At 42.9% G+C, this 18,252-nt stretch carries 19 protein-coding genes; 5 read left to right on the forward strand and 14 right to left on the reverse strand.

Translation table 11 applies throughout. From position 1 onward, the window contains the following. Positions 1-609 precede the first annotated feature (609 nt). The 5 genes from E5331_RS07985 to E5331_RS08005 all read left to right on the forward strand — a co-directional run bounded on the left by E5331_RS07985 (position 610) and on the right by E5331_RS08005 (position 4,708). Positions 610-810, forward strand: a complete 201-nt coding sequence (locus tag E5331_RS07985; RefSeq protein WP_135984441.1) for a hypothetical protein — start codon at positions 610-612, stop codon at positions 808-810. Then, complete coding sequence (locus E5331_RS07990; protein ID WP_135984443.1) at positions 797-1,195, forward strand: hypothetical protein; 399 nt, start codon at positions 797-799, stop codon at positions 1,193-1,195. Before E5331_RS07985 ends, E5331_RS07990 begins: the two co-directional genes overlap by 14 nt. A 107-nt stretch (positions 1,196-1,302) precedes the next feature. Next, positions 1,303-3,546 (forward strand): adenosylcobalamin-dependent ribonucleoside-diphosphate reductase, encoded by a 2,244-nt coding sequence (locus tag E5331_RS07995; RefSeq protein ID WP_136013237.1) that lies wholly within the window; start codon positions 1,303-1,305, stop codon positions 3,544-3,546. Further along, the gene (locus E5331_RS08000; protein ID WP_275441137.1) at positions 3,546-4,007 is read left to right on the forward strand and encodes a 4Fe-4S cluster-binding domain-containing protein; all 462 of its coding nucleotides are present in this window, start codon (positions 3,546-3,548) and stop codon (positions 4,005-4,007) included. Before E5331_RS07995 ends, E5331_RS08000 begins: the two co-directional genes overlap by 1 nt. A gap of 323 nt (positions 4,008-4,330) precedes the next feature. Further along, positions 4,331-4,708, forward strand: a complete 378-nt coding sequence (locus tag E5331_RS08005; RefSeq protein WP_135984447.1) for a hypothetical protein — start codon at positions 4,331-4,333, stop codon at positions 4,706-4,708. Between the two features lie 343 nt (positions 4,709-5,051). On the opposite strand, the gene E5331_RS08010 is transcribed toward E5331_RS08005, so the two are convergent. From E5331_RS08010 to E5331_RS08075, 14 genes are all read right to left on the reverse strand, one after another. Beyond that, positions 5,052-5,300 (reverse strand): hypothetical protein, encoded by a 249-nt coding sequence (locus E5331_RS08010; protein ID WP_135984448.1) that lies wholly within the window; start codon positions 5,298-5,300, stop codon positions 5,052-5,054. A 19-nt stretch (positions 5,301-5,319) separates the two neighbouring features. After that, the gene (locus E5331_RS08015; RefSeq protein WP_135984450.1) at positions 5,320-5,964 is read right to left on the reverse strand and encodes a hypothetical protein; all 645 of its coding nucleotides are present in this window, start codon (positions 5,962-5,964) and stop codon (positions 5,320-5,322) included. After that, positions 5,961-6,902: a hypothetical protein gene (locus E5331_RS08020; RefSeq protein WP_121698835.1), complete on the reverse strand. Its 942-nt coding sequence runs from the start codon at positions 6,900-6,902 to the stop codon at positions 5,961-5,963. Before E5331_RS08020 ends, E5331_RS08015 begins: the two co-directional genes overlap by 4 nt. Further along, on the reverse strand, positions 6,899-7,570 hold the full coding sequence (locus E5331_RS08025; RefSeq protein ID WP_135984452.1) for a hypothetical protein: 672 nt from the start codon (positions 7,568-7,570) through the stop codon (positions 6,899-6,901). The genes E5331_RS08020 and E5331_RS08025 overlap by 4 nt, the downstream gene beginning before the upstream one ends. A 26-nt stretch (positions 7,571-7,596) precedes the next feature. Then, a complete protein-coding gene (locus E5331_RS08030; protein WP_121698833.1) occupies positions 7,597-7,827 on the reverse strand; it encodes a hypothetical protein in 231 nt (76 codons plus the stop codon). 83 nt (positions 7,828-7,910) lie between these two features. Then, on the reverse strand, positions 7,911-8,321 hold the full coding sequence (locus E5331_RS08035) for a hypothetical protein (protein ID WP_135984454.1): 411 nt from the start codon (positions 8,319-8,321) through the stop codon (positions 7,911-7,913). A 41-nt stretch (positions 8,322-8,362) separates the two neighbouring features. Then, a complete protein-coding gene (locus E5331_RS08040; RefSeq protein WP_168355179.1) occupies positions 8,363-9,592 on the reverse strand; it encodes an RNA-directed DNA polymerase in 1,230 nt (409 codons plus the stop codon). Between the two features lie 382 nt (positions 9,593-9,974). After that, positions 9,975-10,358 carry a four helix bundle protein gene (locus E5331_RS08045; protein ID WP_104404834.1) on the reverse strand — a complete coding sequence of 128 codons (384 nt, stop codon included), beginning with the start codon at positions 10,356-10,358 and terminating at the stop codon, positions 9,975-9,977. Between the two features lie 264 nt (positions 10,359-10,622). After that, entirely contained in the window at positions 10,623-11,456 is an 834-nt protein-coding gene (locus E5331_RS08050; RefSeq protein WP_135984458.1) for an Lcl C-terminal domain-containing protein, read from the reverse strand. A gap of 60 nt (positions 11,457-11,516) precedes the next feature. Further along, the gene (locus tag E5331_RS08055; RefSeq protein ID WP_135984460.1) at positions 11,517-11,981 is read right to left on the reverse strand and encodes a hypothetical protein; all 465 of its coding nucleotides are present in this window, start codon (positions 11,979-11,981) and stop codon (positions 11,517-11,519) included. A gap of 19 nt (positions 11,982-12,000) precedes the next feature. Continuing rightward, complete coding sequence (locus E5331_RS08060) at positions 12,001-12,831, reverse strand: hypothetical protein (protein ID WP_135984461.1); 831 nt, start codon at positions 12,829-12,831, stop codon at positions 12,001-12,003. Positions 12,832-12,891: 60 nt separating this feature from the next. Next, positions 12,892-16,248, reverse strand: coding sequence for a coiled-coil domain-containing protein (locus E5331_RS08065; RefSeq protein WP_135984463.1), 3,357 nt, complete (start codon positions 16,246-16,248; stop codon positions 12,892-12,894). Between the two features lies 1 nt (position 16,249). Then, on the reverse strand, positions 16,250-17,608 hold the full coding sequence (locus E5331_RS08070; RefSeq protein ID WP_135984465.1) for a hypothetical protein: 1,359 nt from the start codon (positions 17,606-17,608) through the stop codon (positions 16,250-16,252). Positions 17,609-17,675: 67 nt separating this feature from the next. After that, positions 17,676-18,251 (reverse strand): hypothetical protein, encoded by a 576-nt coding sequence (locus E5331_RS08075; protein ID WP_135984467.1) that lies wholly within the window; start codon positions 18,249-18,251, stop codon positions 17,676-17,678. Between the last annotated feature and the right edge of the window lies 1 nt (position 18,252).

The following is an 18,252-nucleotide window of genomic DNA, read 5'->3' on the forward strand; positions in this document are numbered from 1 at the left end:
AATTCCCCGCGATCTGGCACCACAAGAGATTGCGGGGAATTTTTGTATTCCCTTATTGCCCGACACCAGCTTTGAGTGTTTCAAGCAAACTGTCGGTACAACATCGAAAGCCGTAGCGGGCCTTTAACCGCAGCATCACGGCAATCCGGCACGACAACGATGCGTGGATAGGTGATTGCAAAGTTAATGAAAAAAGCAGTCGTTGGCAAGTAGATGAAACACTCTGGGACGCAAAACCCATAGGGAGCGGCAAACGGTAATGCCAAGGTTCTTTTGAGCCGAGAGATAACTTCAAGAACACCTATGGTGCCGACGGCATATTCACAACCCACCGGGCACGTCTGAGACTCGCAGGGAAATATAGCGAGAGTCGCGGGGTAGGAATGATGAACCGCATTATCATCATTAGGCAAGTGCGACTTAAAAAAAGATTTTGCCCTGTGCACAGTACAACTGTACGCAATGAATTACAATGCGATGCACAGCGAGTAGGGTGAACACTTAACCCCCTATAAGGGGTAACTGTGTTCGTAAACTACCGCAATGAATATTTTTTTGAGCGCACACGAGCGCAAGTGATGAAGGCAGTGTTTCAAAACTCATTCAGTAATGAAACAGCAAAAACAAAAAGTTGTAATTACACTTCTGCTGATATTGCTTGTGTGGAGCTTAATCTTAAACTGGCTTCAGGGCAATCAGGTAAGCAGACTGATGAAGGAGATGGATGAAATGGAATACGTCCAGTCAGTCCTATCATCTCACATCGAAGAACTGGAGCGCATGGAGGGCGAAGAGTATGGAAACGAATGATAATTATACTCTCACTGATGTAAAGAAGGCTATCAGTGTGCTCGAAAATCACCACACTACCAGGGATTATCAGGCTCTGGAAGAAATCTTGCCATTGGTTCTGGTAATCTTGAAATCTAAGCTTACAGAAGAAGAGCCTCCAGCCGGCGCTATGAAGTTTTACGCCCCAATTTGGGTAGATGTACTTCTGGAACGTCTCAGCACTCAGAAGCACCCACTTTCTGATGAAGAATATCAGATATTCCGGTCGGACGTTGAAAAGTTGTCTATAAGCGATTATAAGGTAGCAGATAACGACCTTATGGGGTATAAACCAGTCTATATCTCAATAGAAGGTATCTCTGAAGTGGTATTGGCTTTGAAACATTACTTCAAGCTACTTTAATCTATTATTAGGTGCCGGGCAGACTGTTCTGCCTGGCTCCAACATTTTTAGCTATGGAACAATCAAATAATCTCAAACAAAGTGATAATCCTTCAGCTGGCCCCGGCATGACGGTCGAGGAATGGCTGAATGGAGAAGCTCTTTCAATCGACATTTGGAAGAGAAAATATCAGCAGGGAGATGAGACTTTTGAGCAATGGCTTGATAGAGTGTCTGGTGGCAATCAGTGCATACGTCAGCTTATCAAAGAACAGAAGTTTATCTTTGCTGGTAGAATCCTATCCAATCGTGGTGTGACTGATCGTAAGATCACATACAGTAATTGTTACTGCCTAACCCCTCCCCAGGACTCTCTGGAGTCAATTTTTGATGCTGGCTCGAAATTGGCGAGAACATTCAGTTATGGTGGTGGATGCGGTCTTGACATCAGCAATCTCAGACCCAAAAATGCCCCGGTCAATAATGCAGCCAAAAGCACTTCAGGCACTGTCAGCTTTATGGCTCTTTACAGCTACATTACTGGCCTTATAGGTCAGGAGGGCCGGCGCGGTGCGTTAATGATCAGCATTTCTTGTGAACACCCTGATTTGGTTGAGTTCATCAATCTTAAATCAGATCTTGACATCTGCACTAAGGCCAATATCTCAGTTCGTGTGACAGATGCTTTTATGCGAGCTGTAGAGGCTAATGCTGATTTTAAGCTCCATTTCACAATGGAGAATGGTTCTGAAATCACAAGAGTTGTCAATGCCAAAGAGGTGTTTATGCTTCTGGCACGTCGCAACTGGGAAATGGCAGAGCCGGGTATATTATACTGGAATCGAATTTCCAACTATAATCTCCTTCAAAACACTGATTTCAAATATGCTGGTGTGAATCCGTGTGCCGAAGAACCTCTGCCGGCCGGTGGTTCCTGCTTGCTTGGCAGTTTGAACCTTTCTAAGTTTGTAAGCAAACCATTTACTGCTGATGCCAGTGTTAATACAATGGCTCTCCGATCAGCAGTAGAGTGCGCCATCAAAGCATTGAATAGTGTATTGATGGAGGGTTTACCCTTACATCCACTTCAGGAACAACGAGAATCGGTTGCTGGTTGGCGTCAGATTGGTCTGGGAACAATGGGCTTAGGTGATATGCTAATCAAACTGGGTCTGAAATATGGTTCGCCTGAATCTCTTGCTGTAATTGAAGAGGTTTATCGTCTTATAGCAATTAATGCCGTTCTCACCTCTTTACAGTTGGCAAAAGAGAACGGAGCCTTCCCCAACTGCGCTGATGAAATTAAGAAGGCTATGGTAAAGAGCGATTTTATTCGCAATCTGAATCTCTCAGACACTATCCTGAAAGAGATTGAGTATTATGGCCTATATAATTCTCAGCTTTTAACTTGCGCTCCGACCGGTACAATCGGTACAATGCTTCAGGTAAGCACTGGAGTAGAGCCCAACTTCGCTTTTTCTTACAATCGTAGGACGGTATCGCTCAACAATGAAGAGACTATCTACAAAGTTGATACTCCCATTACAGCTCTATATAAAGAAGTGACCGGAGAGACCATTCTACCGGACTTTTTTGTAGCGGCCGATGAAATCCCTTACAAAGATAGAATAGAGGTCCAGGCGATGCTCCAGAGCTTCATAGACGCTTCTATCAGTTCGACTGTAAATCTTCCTAATTCCACTACTGTGGAAGATGTGGCAGACTTATATATGCTGGCCTGGAAGAAAGGACTCAAAGGCATTACTATCTGGCGTAATGGATGTGAGCGACAGGCTATCTTATCAAAAGATGAACAGCCTACAAAAGAAGAGGTTTCACCGAATACTCCGACCAAAATCAAAAAGGCTTCTGACGATTGTATCGGTCGAAAGCGTACTCTGATAACTGGTTGTGGTACTCTTCATCTTACAGCTTTCTTTGATCGAGAGACTGGTCAGTTGCTTGAAACATATTTCAGCAAAGGCTCCCAGGGTGGGTGCGCTCTCTTTATGGCCGGACTATCACGAATGGTGTCGCTGGCAGCCAGAGGAAATATCTCTATTGAGGATATTGTGGATCAACTTAAAAGTGCTGGCACTTGTCCTTCTTATGCAGTTCGCAAGGCCACCAAGAATGATACCTCCAAAGGATCTTCTTGCCCGGTAGCTATCGGATTTGCTTTGACCGATATGTATAATCAGCTTCAGCAAGAGTTGAAGGTGAGAAATATACAGAAGGAAACTGGTGTTTATCAGTCGGTTCAGAATGGAACCAAAAGCGGAAATCCCAAGTGTCCGAAGTGTGGCGAGGAACTGAATATGTCTGAGGGTTGTATGACGTGCCCTTCGTGTGGTTATTCCAAATGTAGCTGATGATGCTGAAGTATCGTGACATAGCAATAGGATTACAGGAGATACCCAATGAGGTGTCTCTTGTAATCAATATTGCCAACTGCCCATTCAAATGCAAAGGATGCAATACTAAACACTTATGGGAAGATTCTGGTGAGCTATTGAGTTATGAGAATCTTGAAATGCTGATAGACTCTACAATTCAAGATATAACTTGTGTCTTATTTATGGGTGGAGATGTTGCTCCTGATGAGATCAACGAATTGGCAGCTTACATTAGAAACCATTATCCAGACTTGAAGATTGGCTGGTATAGTGGTGGCGAAACAATCACGGTTTTTACTGAGTATCAAAATTTCGATTATTTGAAATTTGGACCATTCATCAAAAAGTTAGGACCACTCAGTTCTCCCAAGACAAATCAACGGCTTTATAAAGTAGAAGGAGGGGTATTAAGGAATATAACCCGGCTTTTATGGTAACTTACCTAACAAAATGAAATCACAACTTGTCAGTGATACTCTGACGGTTGTGATTTTTTATTTGGCTCGACACGAGTTTTTTAGTAATTTTGCAGGTGCATCCGTACATTGAGTATCGGACGTGACATAGCCTAATTCGCGTCGAAATCACCACCTCGAAAAAGAAGAAGGCATTATCTCACATTAGGCGGGTCTGCGCATAAGCGTGGAGCCTGCCTTGTGAGATATGGTTTGTGGTGAACCACGACGCGAGGGCATGGCTCTACGCTTTTTGTGTGTCATTGCCGTTTTTGAGAGAATATTAACTATAAACCAAAATGGCTATGAAACAGTCGATAATTATCCTTTTGCTCACTTTGATGCTGGGAGCTTGCAGCAACAAAGACACCGCGCCACAACAATGGGAATACAACATCGTTTCTTTCCCCGGCTCAAAACTACCTACAGTGTATAGCCCTAATGATGAAAAGGCTTTAATTGAACTAAGCAATTCTCAGACTCTTCATTTTCCAGAAGCCTCTTCTATCCCAAATTCTTTGAATCTTTATGGCAAAGAAGGATGGGAACTCGTGAGTGTGTACACTACTACGGAAACTGTTTTCCCCAATTTTGGTGATCCCAGTTATCATACTGGAGTCAAAGAAAACACTCGGACTAATACGATTAATTTTGTATTCAAGCGTCCTAAACAAGAAAATTGATAAAAGAGAAATGCACCGGGCAATTTACTCGGTGCATTTCTTTACAGCTTCGTGAATGTAGAAGCTGTTTCTGGCGTAATAAACGGCATCTTTTAGAGTCCATCCAGTAGGACGTAGAGGTTTCATTCCAAAACGGCGATATGAGATAAGGGCTCTTCTGAAGCGTGCTGATCGAAAAGCTGGGTTATCGCTATTCAAAGCAATGGTTTCTATCGCCTCATAGCTGATGATTTGATTTCTATGAGTCAATCTCAACACACTATGATACTCCATCAATAGTAAATATTGAATAGGAGCATATACGAATAGAAAATGCCCTACAGCCGTTTCATTGAATTTGACCTTAGTCCTGCGGCTGTTCGTTTTCGGTCCCCGTTTCTTTTTTCTTACGGCCTTTTTGCTTCGGGGCTGAGGTTTCATCGGCTGTTGCCACAACCTCTCCTTCTCCCCGGCTCGGAACTTGATCTCCAGCATCGGTTTCAGTTGTTACTTCAGTGGGCGCCGGCAATTCAGTTGACTTAACTTCCGGCTGATTTTTTGGTTTCTGTTTTCTCTGAAAGGCATAGTCACTGCCCAGGTTGTGAACTTTCATAATCTATTGAATTTGATAGTTAATATTCGGTGTCTGCCACAATGATGTTGATTTTATTGAAGTTGATCATAAACTTCGACATAATGTTGCGGATGTCTCGTTCATAATCTTCGTGGTTGTAATTGACTGTATCAACAATGGCTGGAGCATAAACATTGGTCTGGTCAATAGACTCCAGATAATCGTCATTATACTTCTTGCCATTGTCCTCATTATCCCACAATAGAGCATTATTCCAGAGCATCCGATTTTCCCACAAGCCAGTATTGATACAAGTGAGATTCATATTCATATTGACAAGAGGCTCTGTATCAACACTCCATCTGAGAGCATTATCCCAGTGTAATCCATTTCGCCATACATTACTGCTGAAACAAGAAACGGATTCATTGATACCCTGAGTGATAAAGAAATTATCGTTCTCTTTCAAGAAATGGGTTTTGAGGCGATACTTCAAATACCACTCCAAGGAAGATTTCTGCGCTGTGATATGACATTCTATATACCTTTCCAATCCCCACGCCTTAAATCGACTATGTGCTGAAGCGATAGGGCTAAGAATGGCTTGCAGGAGCAAAGATGTTTTCTTGCCCCTGGCCCAGAAAGGCAATAGTCTGCCAATCAGTTTCGCATTGTTGATATTTATAAAATCAATGTTTATCATTGCTCTTCCAGTTCGGCAAAATACTGGTCCATTTTTGATGCTGGCACCAGCGTGAGGTTGTCACTATTGATTGTCATTACTGAGTTCGTATCGAGCAAGCGGATATAACCACTTTTTAACCTGATCCGATTACTCAGTTCCACCGGCTCGTCATACTTACGGTCGGTAGTATTGTAAGAGCTGATGTATATCTTGATGTTATTGCTGATGTCAGTGATATGCTCTGTTTTTCTAATCACGTCTAAGACAGACTGATAGTAGAACATACCATTAAACTCCATTTCATTGGCAAAGTCAATCATAGCCTGCTGTAATTCAGTCAATGCTTGGGCTGCCGTAACATAGCTGTCATTGTAAAAAATGGGATTGTGCTTGTCAGCAACTATCGTCACAATGTCTCCGGGGGAACTCTCACAATAGATGTCGGCACCAACAAACTTAATTTGTTGGATAAACATACGGAAAGCGGTCAGCTCATAGTCATTGAGAGCCATATAAGGAATACCATTATTGACCTCATTGGAGTTATCGTTTGCTTTACAAATTTTCAGAGTAAGAGACTTGTCATCGGTTTGCCAGGCTGCTTTTTCAATGATCCTATGGGAAGTGTCCGGCTGGGCATATTCAATTTTCATAGTATCTTCATTGAACCGTAGCTCATCACCAGTCTCAGTTACACTGTTGTACTGAAACTTTTTCGCCATCATTGCATACCAATCTGGAGTGCCATTGATACGGCCATTGAGGACTTCAGCAATCCTTACCTGAAAGAGATCGAGGACGGCTTCATAGGTGTGGATGCAGACCGCCACAACATAAGTCAGCAGATTGAGCATACTGAGCTTACTGTTGCTACGGCCTGTATTGAGTTCTGTCAGCTGCAAGTAGTTGTTTCTTGTGCTGACAGCTTCGGAATATATTTGACTTACACTTCTCATTGCGTAATTATAAGTTTTTTCAGATCCTCATTATCTAATACTGAGAGAAACTCATCAGCATATATGACACCAAGTGGATAATATACACCATTCAATTCCCGGAAGTCTAATTTGGTACATTCAAAGTCTCCATATAGAGTAATGATATGTTTCCCGGACCCCTTATAACAGTGTTCCACTTCTTGTTCTTCGGTACCCTCAATAATCTGAGGTGCGGTGTAATCTCCCCAGTCCACGATGAGATGAGTGTCAGCTTTCAAGCGCACAATCATATCAGATACCTGACCCTGATGGTGTATGACCATTCGGGGAGTATAGAGTGATTCCCAATACATATTCTGCTCGTCCGATGACATTTCAGCGAGTGAATTGTATTGAGCGGAATGATAGGTGGCAATATGATTCTTAACCACCTCTTCTATATTGAGATAGTTATAGATATGCTCCCCATTTTTTACCAGCACATTATTGTCCTTTAGCCATATCACGATGTTTTTATTGATAGCAAACTCTTCGTGGTAATCGAGAATCATGCCATAAGAAAGCTGGGTCTCCATATTGAGCCAGCTATTGCTTGCCAGCAAATCAAAAATGCCCTCTACACTGCCATAGAGAGTTAATGCTACATCGTATATGTTTTGTCCGCTTCGGACTCTATATTGCGCCATTGGTTTTTATTATTAATAGTCTGGCTTCAGTGCTTTTGAGTGAACTTAGCAGTTGCCGTCATGCCGGCACCGATACCGATAAGGTATGGATAAAGAGACTCCCACCATTCAGGGATTGTTGCCCCCCCGGAAGTAAGAGCCATTTGGATTGCAAGTGCGACAGCAGCCACACCAGTACCAATACCTATAATCCACTGGAAGAAGATAGGGATTTGAGCTTTCCAGCGTTCTTTTATGGTAGAAAATACCTTTTTCATTGTGAATTTGATGTTGGTTGGTTTTGTAAAAAAGCCGTCCAAGGACATAGTATATCCAAGGACGGCCTTATGGTGATGGGTAATTACTCTTCAACCCCCATCACTTCCTTGGCAACGGCCTTAGCCGTATTGCGCCATGCCTGGTATGCCTCATATTCTGCGACATACTCAGCGGCCTTGTTCTCAGGAACGGCCTGAAGGCGGGCGTTGAGGAAGTTTGCGGTGATCGCTTCGGCCTGGTCGGAGTCATACTTGCGCTTGATGATAGCCGAAAGGAGCTGGGGATAGGTGATCGGGAGTTCGAGAGCGATAACTTCGTCTCCAACGGTCACTACAGCGCAACCGCCGATTTTCTTGACGTTATCACCATAGAGTTCCTGATTCTTCTGAGCTTCCATTTCTGCAAGCATTTCAGGCGACATTACTGACTCTTCGGGAGCCATTACTTCTACCTGCTGTTCTACAGGTTCGTTGTTGCTGTTGATCTGGTCCATTGTTCAGATTTTTTGAAAGTTAAAACTGATGTTGTTTATTATTAATAGTCCGAATGACTTTCAAGTATGTGGATTGAGGGGATATTCACTGGGGTATATTCAGCTAACATCCTCATATATTTTTCCTTATCGTCTCTTTCCTCAAACACAGCAATGGGATGAGGCAGGGAGAGTTTATCGTGAAAGTTATGGTTAAGCCGGTAACGGATACGGGTTCTGGGGTGATACTTCTTCTTCAGTTTCACCACTTCCATGTGTCCTTTGATGTAAACCCACTTAAATAATTTTGCATCAATCTCCATCAATCCATTGTATCTAATGGCATAGCTATCATAATGTCTTAATAATCCAAGGTAACTATTGACTGAGGACAATGCTCTTATAACCTGCGCTTTGGTGCGACATTTATTGAGCCTACCAATGCTGTGTCTAAAGTTAGTGACTGTGCGACTAAGTGGATAGACTCTTCCGGGTTTAACAACGGCTCCAGTAAAATCTAATCCTTTAGAATAATGTTGCATATAGAATTTCTTGGGCGATAATTTCAACCCCAAGGATTCTAACTTTTGTCTGATTTTTGGGATAGCATTGAGAATTTGCTCTTTAGTTTCAGCTACCAAATATATATCATCAACATATCTTCCGTGATATTTAATACCAAATTCTTTTTCAATCGCCCAGTCTAATGAGTTTAAGAGATAATTGGCGAACATCTGAGAAGGTAGATTACCAATCGGCATCCCTAATCCTTCGCCATTAGTGAATAACGATTTGCTTGCGGGCAAATGAGTCCACATGGTAATTGACGATTGCCTTATACAATTTTCCTCAGGACAGTGGCTTAATACAACATGATATAAGAATCTTAAATCATCTTTGTCATCGCCAGTATATTTCTCATCAATCAACCGGATAACTAAATCTTCTACTAATTTCTTTGGGATAGACATAAAGAAACTGTTAATATCAACGGTAGCGACATAACAGTCTTTTGTGTAATTGTTTGAACATTCAATTATGTCTTTCTTCATCTGATCCACACCGGCTAAAGTTCCTTTACCATCACGGCAATTAAATGTTCTGTCATTAAATTCTTGTTCAATTAATGGCTCTAAACGAAGCCTGATGTAATGATGAATTATTCGATCCGCAAAATCAGCGGCAAAAACCTCACGGTATTTGGGGCGGCTAACAACAAAACAAATGGAACGTCGAGGTCGATATGTTCTGTTATTGATGGCTTGCATCATATCATACAGATTGCCTTCCACATCAAGAGTAAACTTAATGCAGTTGTTTGTCCGCGACTTATGTACACGACAATCCAAATAGGCTTCTACCAAATCCTCATACGTCACCATATCAGCACTAAAAGTGATAATGCCATTATATATTTGTGTTATCTATCGCAATTATGCCTTTCGTTGAAATGCTGCCACGGCACGGACGTAGCCGCTGTCCTGCACCTTAGCGTGCCAGTTGTTGAGGTTGCCGTCGTTCAGGTTCAAGTTCCAAGCGTTCGTCGCCGAGTTCTCAGTGTTTCGGGTACGTTGTCTTATTCTTAACTACTTATGGCAGTAGTACCCCCATTTCTCACGGAAGCGCATACTCTATGGTCATCCTTAAACTTCCATACTCTGTGCGTTGCACCGATCAATCGCCATCTTCAGCAATTTCCCGCTTTCGATACCTCTTTTTCGATGCGTTCTTCCATGCTGTCACTTGTTTGCCGATAGCTGCCTCCAAATACATGAGATTTGATTGTTGCTTCCGGCTTATCCAACGGTTATCACCAGCCAGTCTAACTATCAATTTGCAATACTCAAACTCACAAATGAAATCAGTGAGATAGGCTTCACGTTCACTTTTGAACATATTTGCCCGCACAATGAATGTAGGCAATGAAATCACTCTCTTGATCCATTCTTGACCAACGGTATGTTTAATATCCCTTGGAAAATTTTTATGAGTATCAAGCACTGCTTGAATATAATGATAGGTTTCAACGTAAACCGGCAATTCGTTGGATAAAGCCATCGCAACAGTTGTTTATAACAAAACTGATTTTCATCAATTCGTGTATTTGTTTAATACCAAGCCAAATACACCAAATTCCTTAACTACTTTACCCTCATTCACTTATTTACTTATCTTAAAGCCTTGGAACATAATCCTGAACCTTCCTAAGTCGGCGAATTTACTTTGAGATAAGTTGAATAGGTGAATCTCTTCAACCCTTATGCTCGCTTCGCTCGCTCGTCGCTACGCTCCGAAGAGTTAAAGGGTTGAAGAGATAAAGGGTTAATGAAATGCTGCCACGGCACGGACGTAGCCGCTGGCCTGCACCTTAGCGTGCCAGCCGTTGAGGGTGCCGTCGTTCAGGTGCAAGTTCCAAGCGTTCGTCGCCGAGTACTCAGTGCTGGACCAGTACCAGCTCTCAGAAAGCTGGCTTGCGCCAGAAATAACTGAGAGGCAAAGGTTGATTGCATATTTGTGCTTCCAAATGGTAAGCAGTTCCGCTATAGATGGGAGCCACCATTTACCAGCACCAATGCCAATCATAGTGCCCGCTTCATCGCCCTTGTTGTAAGAACGATCATAAGCGTTACACCATGCGGGAGCATACTGAGTCCATTCCTCTTCGTTTTCACCAAAGAGTTCGACACCCTTAGCCATGATAGCTGCTGTGCGAGTTTTGCCGGTGTAATCCACATACGCCTTGGTATAGTCACCGCCGGTATCAGCATTGACCGCAATAGCGTTCTTTGACCATTTGAGGTTGGTTTGGGTAGGTGCAACGATGATAGGAGCCTGACCATCAATAAGTACAAGCACACCGTCTGCAACCTCACCTGCCTGTTCAAGAGCGGGCCACTTCCAGTGTGGTACGGCAAGAGGCCAGTTATCGCTTTTGCGATGATAGGTTACAAAACAGCCGTCTGTAGCTGCCTGAAGCTGAGGGTTGGCGTCACCCAGATCTGAGTTCAGACTGTTAAGCTGATTCTGAAGGGTTGCATCTTTGTCATGCAGAGACTGAAGCTGACCCTTGATGAAAGCCTGAACCTGAGCACCGGTAAGTTGTGCACCCTTGGCACCCCAGTCTGTGTCCATTGTAATTTGCTTTTCTGTTGCCATGTTGTTAAATGTATTAAAACTGTTGGTTTTTTTATATAATAGTATTAACTTGTAAAAACACTAATTCCCGTTATCCCATACAGCGTCCTGTTGCCACGGATATTCATTGATCCACAATCCAGTACCGATTACACCATCATGTGTTATGGTTATTTTTTCCTCCAAACGTGTAAGACGTTTTTCAACATCAGTGGCGTGATACCAATTTACTTTGGTAGGCACACCCTGGACGTTTGTGGTTACATTTTTGGCTATGGATAAACCCCAGCCATCAGGTATATCTGAATCTGGATAAATCACACACTGTCCCGGGTGAAAACCTGCGGGATTCCCACTTACCGTGTCTGTATAAAGCGTGTGCGTGTCGGTGGGCTGTTGGTTCGCAACGGGAGTGTACTCATCACGGCTCAGAAGGGCAAGCATATAGTCCTTAGTCAGTCCTAACTCTTCCCAGCAAGCCGGAATACTAAAACGCTGACCGTTCAGATTAAGCGTTTGTAATATTTTGGGGTTAGTATCTGCCATTGCGATGAGTCTTTAGAGTTTAGTTTGCCGCTGTGAAGCCAGTGAGAGTGAGGGTCTTGGTATCTGCGTCATACGCATAGGTGTTGGCCGTTGCATTAGCAGCGATACCATCGAGCTTTGTTTTGAGGTCGTTGGTGAAGTCGTTTGTAGAAAGACCTTTGCCATCTACCTTATCAACCTTACCGTTCAGAGCGGAAGTCAGGTTGAGGGCATTGATTGCAGCCGTGATAGCGGCATTGACTGTGGCGGGTTCGCCATCACCTCCAATACCATCAAGAATATTCTCAATGTTGGTGATAGAAGCGGCCATTTCAGTAGCATCACTGCCATGTTCTGCTGCCCAGTCGATAAGCTCTTTGTAGGAGTTGACCACTCCATCATCAGTGACTTTAGTAGCAAAGTCATTGAAAGCATCGGTGATTGCCTTAGACACCGAACCGGCTCCGGTGCCATTAAGAGTGTCGATTTTACCACTGAGAGTGGCAACTTCAGATGACTCTGCTTTTGCGTCGATTACTGCCTTCAGAGCTGCATCGAGTTCATTGGCTGTAATGTTGGCTTTGTAAGCCAGAGCTGCTAATCCCTTAATAGGAATGTCAGTCCCCTGCACTGAAAGTGTGCCATTGGTCGCACCCGTTGCAATCAGAAGATCCACAATTTTGGATGCAATGCTGACTGCAACGCCATTGACCTTAACGCCCTCCAGTACATTGACCTGAGCGCCGGGTGCAATACCGGCAAGTTTGCTAAAGTCACTGGCCGACATCAAGCCCTCCTGATCTGCGGCAGCAGAGGGAATGACAAAAGGCTGGCCATCAATGACAAAGCGTGTAACTTTAAGATCTGCCATGTTGTTTATGGTTATTAATTATATAAGAATGTGAGTCTTAACTCCCTCACAAATAGAGTTTTATATTGAAACCGTTTGAGTTGCCGGGTCATAGTCTCTTACAGCGACACTGGCAATTCCACCACTCTCCACTGCTTCTGTTATCATCACATCAGACCATTTTGAGGAATTATCCCAGAACAGCAGATTATGCCATTTACCTAAATTGAGCACTGTGAAGCAATCGGTAAATGTTTCCAGTATATCCTGTTGCTGTTCAATAATAGTCTGTTGAGCGGCAAACTGCTGAAGGAAGAGCTTAAATTGAGATTCAAGAGCTGTCAGACGGGTGTCGTGTTTGATAATCTCAGTTTCAGCTTCTGAAACCACATTGGGAGAATTGTACCAAACATCAGTATCATTCCAGAAGAATGGACTTGCCCACTCGCCTTTCTCAAAGCATCCGTTATAAGAGCGAATATCATCGAGCATTTCCTGATACTCGGACTGATGTTCTTCAGCTGTTTGATTGAGAGCCTCAATCTCACTTTCAATAGCATCAATCCTTTCGTTAGTGTCAGCAATCGCTTCTTCGACCAGTCCAGTCTCATTATGCCATAACTGACCATTATTCCAAAGGAAGAGATCGCACCATTCGCCATCAACAAAGCATCCAAAATGCTCTCCTAATTTGGAGATATTCTCATCTTGGGTTGCCTGCTCACGAGCAATAGCCCTCAACTCATAGGCTACCTGACGATGTTCGGTTATAGCATCTGACTGAAGAGTGCCGACTACATTTCCCAACTTTTGAATATCCTCAGTGTTACTGTTGATTTTCTGAGTATTTTCTTCAATCAGTTTTTGGTTATTCTGACTTAAAGTGGAAACCTCAGAGATTTTATCAGACGCTTGGGAAAGAGTATTCTCTATAGCCTCAACTTTTTCATCTGTTTGAGTTTTGAAATCCCCCACAGACTTAGTAATTGCTTCTATATCTTCTGCGTTTTTCTGGATTGCTTCTGCAAAGTTTGAAAAATCGCTTGGCCATAGACGGCCATTATCCCACACAGAAGCATTACACCAGACATCATCACTGAAGCAAGTGAAGTGCTCATCTTTCTCTTCGAGTATGAGGTCAAGTGTTTCTTTATGAGAATCAAGCTCGATATGAATATCCTCAATAGCGGTTGTGATGACACCGGCAGCATTAGCCCAGAGGTGATCATTATCCCATACGAAGAGATTACCCCATACACCATCGGCGAAGCAACTGAAGTGTTCACCTATCTTGGCAATATTATCGTTTTGAACTTCTTGATCACGTCCTATAGCTCTCAGTTGATAGGCAACTTGACGATGTTCCGTAAGTGCTTCTTTTCGGATTTCATCAGCAGTTGTCTGAAGGTCAGATTGGGTTTTCTCGATCTCAGCTTTGTTGTTCTGAATATCAACCGAATTACCCTCAATAAGCTGGTGATTTGTCCGAATGAGCGAGAGGTTAGTCATAATGTCCTCATTGGCCTCATTCAGTTTCTGGCGGGTATCTCTAAGGTCATTCCGTAGATCAGATATAGCCTCCGTTACCACCCCAGACTGATTAGCCCAAAGAAGTTCGTTATCCCAGATGAATAAATCCCCCCAGATACCATCGGCATAGCAACTGAAATGCTCTCCCAGTTTAGCGATGTTTTCATCCTGAGCAGCTTGTTCGCGCCCTATGGCTCGAAGCTGATAAGCGACAGCTCTATGCTCCGCAACAGCAGCCTCTTTAATCTTTTCGATTTCAGAAGCATTGTCCGCTATTGCCGATTGGTTGATGGCGATATTAGCAGAATTGGTATCAATACCACTTTCTACGTCATTAAGCCTTGTTTCTGTATCGGAAACACGCTGTTCAACCGCTTCCAGATTATTCTGAAGGTCATCTAATCTCTCTTCAGTATCTTCCGGGCAATGACAAGAACCACTAAGATTGGAGTTGACCCATTCAGAATCATTTACCCATAACAAGTTATTGTCCCATACTCCATTTGTGACTACGGAGATGCGATACAGAAGAGTGTCAAGCTCTCTTTGCTGTTCTTCATTTTGGGTGTCGTGACCATTCAGGCGGTCAGTGAACTTCTGATGCTCTTCACGGAAAGTTTCGTGTTCTTTGCCAAACGCCTCGTGATCTTTTCGGAAGGCCTCATGCTCTTTTCGGAACCCATCGAAAGTCTGATTGATAGATTTCAGAGTTTCAGCAGCATCAGACTTAACCTTTTGAATCTCTTTGGTTAAATTCTCAATAGCTTTCTGATGTTCTTCTATCTTGGAATAGACATCTTCAAAGGTATCTATCATCAGATTTGAATCCTCCCATAAAGCCTTATTGCTCCACTTCAGACCATTATCCCATTGACCTGAGCTAAAGCAGCAAAGGGTATCAATGAGATCAATAATCTGTTCATCGTGAATAGCAATGAGATCCTGAAGGCTTTTGATTTCTTCATCGTGTTTTTCAAGATGAGTTTTGACCAGACCGTGCTCTTTAGCATTTTCGAGCATTGCCTTTTCAAAAGCCTTCTTATTATCACTAATTCTGTTGTTGATGGCTTCAACATCCTTTTTATGGGTGTCGGCCATACTTTTGAGTTCTTCAGCAAGAGCGTCGGTAATAGCATACTTGTTGTTATCCCAAAGTGTGAGCTGGCTCCAGTGCAAGTCGTTTTCCCAAACACCGGTGCTAAAGCAGGATAAAGTATTGTTAAGGTCGTAAACCTGATCCTGGAGATAGTCGTTTATGCCATCCTGATATTTCTCACGCTGTACGACGTGGGCAGCAAGTTTGCTGATTTCTGAATTATGCTTCTCAGTTAAATCTTCTATGTCCTGACGATGTGTTTCGGTCAGTTCGTTTATCTGATTTTGCAAGTCATCAGTAATCGCATACTTGTTGTTATCCCAGATGGTTTCGTTACTCCAAAGCAGAGTGTCAATCCAAATACCCTCACTGAAACAGCTGATGGTATCAAAGATGGCGTTTAGCTCACGCTGCTGTTCATCGTTGACTTTTTCAATGGCGTTGATGTGATCCCACTGGTCCTTGTTGTCTTTCTGAATAGCCTCAATTTCTTTCTGCTGCTTCTGGAAAGCCTCATCCAGTTTCTTCGCATAATCCAGCATCTGCTGAGTAAGTTTCTTGGTATCAACGGCATAGTTGTAATAATATGCCATATCTACAAGTACATCCCAGACGTCGGTGTTGGTATATACGATATGACCCTGATCATCCGTCATTTTGATTGGGGATTTCCCCTGGGCCTGCAATACTTTACATCGGAATACGCAGCCACACGCCGTGACCACGTTCTCCTGATAGTATTTCTTGGTTAAGTCAAAAGTGTTGCGCCACTTTAGAGCGGTTCCAATTTTGACCACGTTATCGTTATTCATATCACTGATTTATTTGAGTTGCGTAAATATGCTGAGTGATTTCATCCAGTGTCATGTCACTGATGTTAGTGCTATTAGAGACGATGCCAAGCAATCTACCGGTATTGATGTCTTGCACCAATCCCAGCATATTTTTTATGTTGGCACTGGTTTGAGGCACCATATACAATCCTTTGCCGGCACGGAATTGGTCTTGACGAATCATATACTTTACTACGGACCTCCGCTTTAATATGAAGCACTTATGACAAGTTTCAGTGAGCCAATAGGGTTGCTCTACCAAGGCGGTATATAGTCGAGATTCATCGTTATCGTTGATGATAAAGATAGGTGCGTCCTTTACCTCATCTTCTGTTTCATCATCAAACATCACTATGGTGTTTGCCTCCAGAGTTGCAGAAACGATATAGTATTTATCGCTGGCCTCTATATCGCCTACACCATTAAATTGGCCCGGTTCAACCTTATTGGCAATGCGGGAGACACTGGTGGTGTAATCGGTAAACAGAAGAATGTTAAGGGCATAAGGATAACCATTGAGCAGCTCCATAAAGTCGGTGTCAGACAATTCATTAAGAACTATATTACGTCTGACATATTCATCAGTAAACATACTGAAAAAGGCGAGATTGAGGTCATCAATATCATCCAACCCAGTATCAGGTTCTTCTTTTTCAGGATTGAAAAGCACATCAAGTTTGCAGGTTTCGTTATCGAACTCCGCATTTTGAATGGGCTTTTTATCGCCATTGAACTGAGCTTCCAGAACTTTCTGCAAATCTGAGTGCGCAACCACACAGTTTAGGTATTTAGTAATCCCAACACCGGTAGTGGGGTATCGGTAACTTTTGCCGGGGGCACATAAAGTAAGAAGCTGAGAGGCTTGGTCATCACTATAGTTAATACTGATGTCGGTGCTTTTAGCAGAATAGATATAAGCCTTATCCAGCACTTCTGATTTGCTGTTCTGCACCAGTCTTACTAAGAACTCACCATCAATGTCTATGAAAGGGAGCATACTTGCCGAAATAGGAGCAGCAATATTCTTACTTAGGACATAGCTGTTTACCGGCAATCCAAATTCACCTCTGATGTTGCTGAACACATAATATTTGCCACTGCGCAAACCAACAAGTCGGATTCTGAAATTGCTGGTGTTGGGTATATATGCAGACTTGAAACGACAAGTCATTTCGCCGTCCTCATACTTAACCATACTCCAATACGCTTCAGGGATAATGATGTTACAAATCAGGATGTCAAGTTCTTTATCCTCATCGAATATATTGCCCCAAAGTGAATCAAATATGGGTATAGAAGCATTTGACTTATCTTCGGTCAATAAGTCACGCTCCTTCATATCTATGATTATGTCTCTTACCATCTTTCTTGACTGCTTTTTATCTATAATAGTCAAGTGAGATGGGTCAAGTGATGGTTATTTTGGTGATAGTTGCTGTGCCAGTGGAGGGTGCTGTGGGATGAGTAGCTGCTCCCGGAGTTACGTTCATTGCCAAACTGTTTATCCAGTCCATAATTCCTCCACATACAACCTCCCAAACTTTTTGCTGAGGATCCTCATCACTCACATCGTGTGTTGCGGTCAAATTAGCTTGTGTCGTAACAATGCCGGGAATGGCAAAAGGCATTTGAGCGAACACAAGGCCAGCATTTCCCTTGGGTGCAAGCTGGAATCCAGCAATAATATTGGACTCTATTTGCCTTATCCAACTATCAAAGCTGTTTGATGGGCCAGTAGGTGCGCAACTTCCGATTATCTTGAATGTATCAGTAACTAATGGGTCGGGAACTGGTGGGGTTCCAGGGATAATGCCTACATAAGCAACCATAACAGTTGTATTAGCAATCAGATATTCGGTTATCCCAGCTGCTACTGCGCTCATAGCGGCAGAGGCACTTCCGGCAGAATAATCTTTACCAGAAGTGCCTATTGAGCTTTTGAGCTTTGATATGATAGTTTGTGCAAATGCTGATTTACTCATA

This window comes from Lepagella muris (genome assembly GCF_004793975.1).
GTDB lineage: Bacteria > Bacteroidota > Bacteroidia > Bacteroidales > Muribaculaceae > Lepagella > Lepagella muris.

Bases quoted from the DNA above. Each gene is read 5' to 3' on its own strand.
- E5331_RS08050 (WP_135984458.1), bottom strand. From the start codon at position 11,456: ATGGCAACAGAAAAGCAAATTACAATGGACACAGACTGGGGTGCCAAG.
- E5331_RS08025 (WP_135984452.1), bottom strand. From the start codon at position 7,570: ATGGCGCAATATAGAGTCCGAAGCGGACAAAACATATACGATGTAGCA.
- E5331_RS08055 (WP_135984460.1), bottom strand. From the start codon at position 11,981: ATGGCAGATACTAACCCCAAAATATTACAAACGCTTAATCTGAACGGT.
- E5331_RS08000 (WP_275441137.1), top strand. From the start codon at position 3,546: ATGATGCTGAAGTATCGTGACATAGCAATAGGATTACAGGAGATACCC.
- E5331_RS07985 (WP_135984441.1), top strand. From the start codon at position 610: ATGAAACAGCAAAAACAAAAAGTTGTAATTACACTTCTGCTGATATTG.
- E5331_RS08030 (WP_121698833.1), bottom strand. From the start codon at position 7,827: ATGAAAAAGGTATTTTCTACCATAAAAGAACGCTGGAAAGCTCAAATC.
- E5331_RS08065 (WP_135984463.1), bottom strand. From the start codon at position 16,248: ATGAATAACGATAACGTGGTCAAAATTGGAACCGCTCTAAAGTGGCGC.
- E5331_RS08015 (WP_135984450.1), bottom strand. From the start codon at position 5,964: ATGATAAACATTGATTTTATAAATATCAACAATGCGAAACTGATTGGC.
- E5331_RS08035 (WP_135984454.1), bottom strand. From the start codon at position 8,321: ATGGACCAGATCAACAGCAACAACGAACCTGTAGAACAGCAGGTAGAA.
- E5331_RS07995 (WP_136013237.1), top strand. From the start codon at position 1,303: ATGACGGTCGAGGAATGGCTGAATGGAGAAGCTCTTTCAATCGACATT.
- E5331_RS08075 (WP_135984467.1), bottom strand. From the start codon at position 18,251: ATGAGTAAATCAGCATTTGCACAAACTATCATATCAAAGCTCAAAAGC.
- E5331_RS07990 (WP_135984443.1), top strand. From the start codon at position 797: ATGGAAACGAATGATAATTATACTCTCACTGATGTAAAGAAGGCTATC.
- E5331_RS08070 (WP_135984465.1), bottom strand. From the start codon at position 17,608: ATGAAGGAGCGTGACTTATTGACCGAAGATAAGTCAAATGCTTCTATA.
- E5331_RS08005 (WP_135984447.1), top strand. From the start codon at position 4,331: ATGAAACAGTCGATAATTATCCTTTTGCTCACTTTGATGCTGGGAGCT.
- E5331_RS08010 (WP_135984448.1), bottom strand. From the start codon at position 5,300: ATGAAAGTTCACAACCTGGGCAGTGACTATGCCTTTCAGAGAAAACAG.
- E5331_RS08060 (WP_135984461.1), bottom strand. From the start codon at position 12,831: ATGGCAGATCTTAAAGTTACACGCTTTGTCATTGATGGCCAGCCTTTT.
- E5331_RS08045 (WP_104404834.1), bottom strand. From the start codon at position 10,358: ATGGCTTTATCCAACGAATTGCCGGTTTACGTTGAAACCTATCATTAT.
- E5331_RS08020 (WP_121698835.1), bottom strand. From the start codon at position 6,902: ATGAGAAGTGTAAGTCAAATATATTCCGAAGCTGTCAGCACAAGAAAC.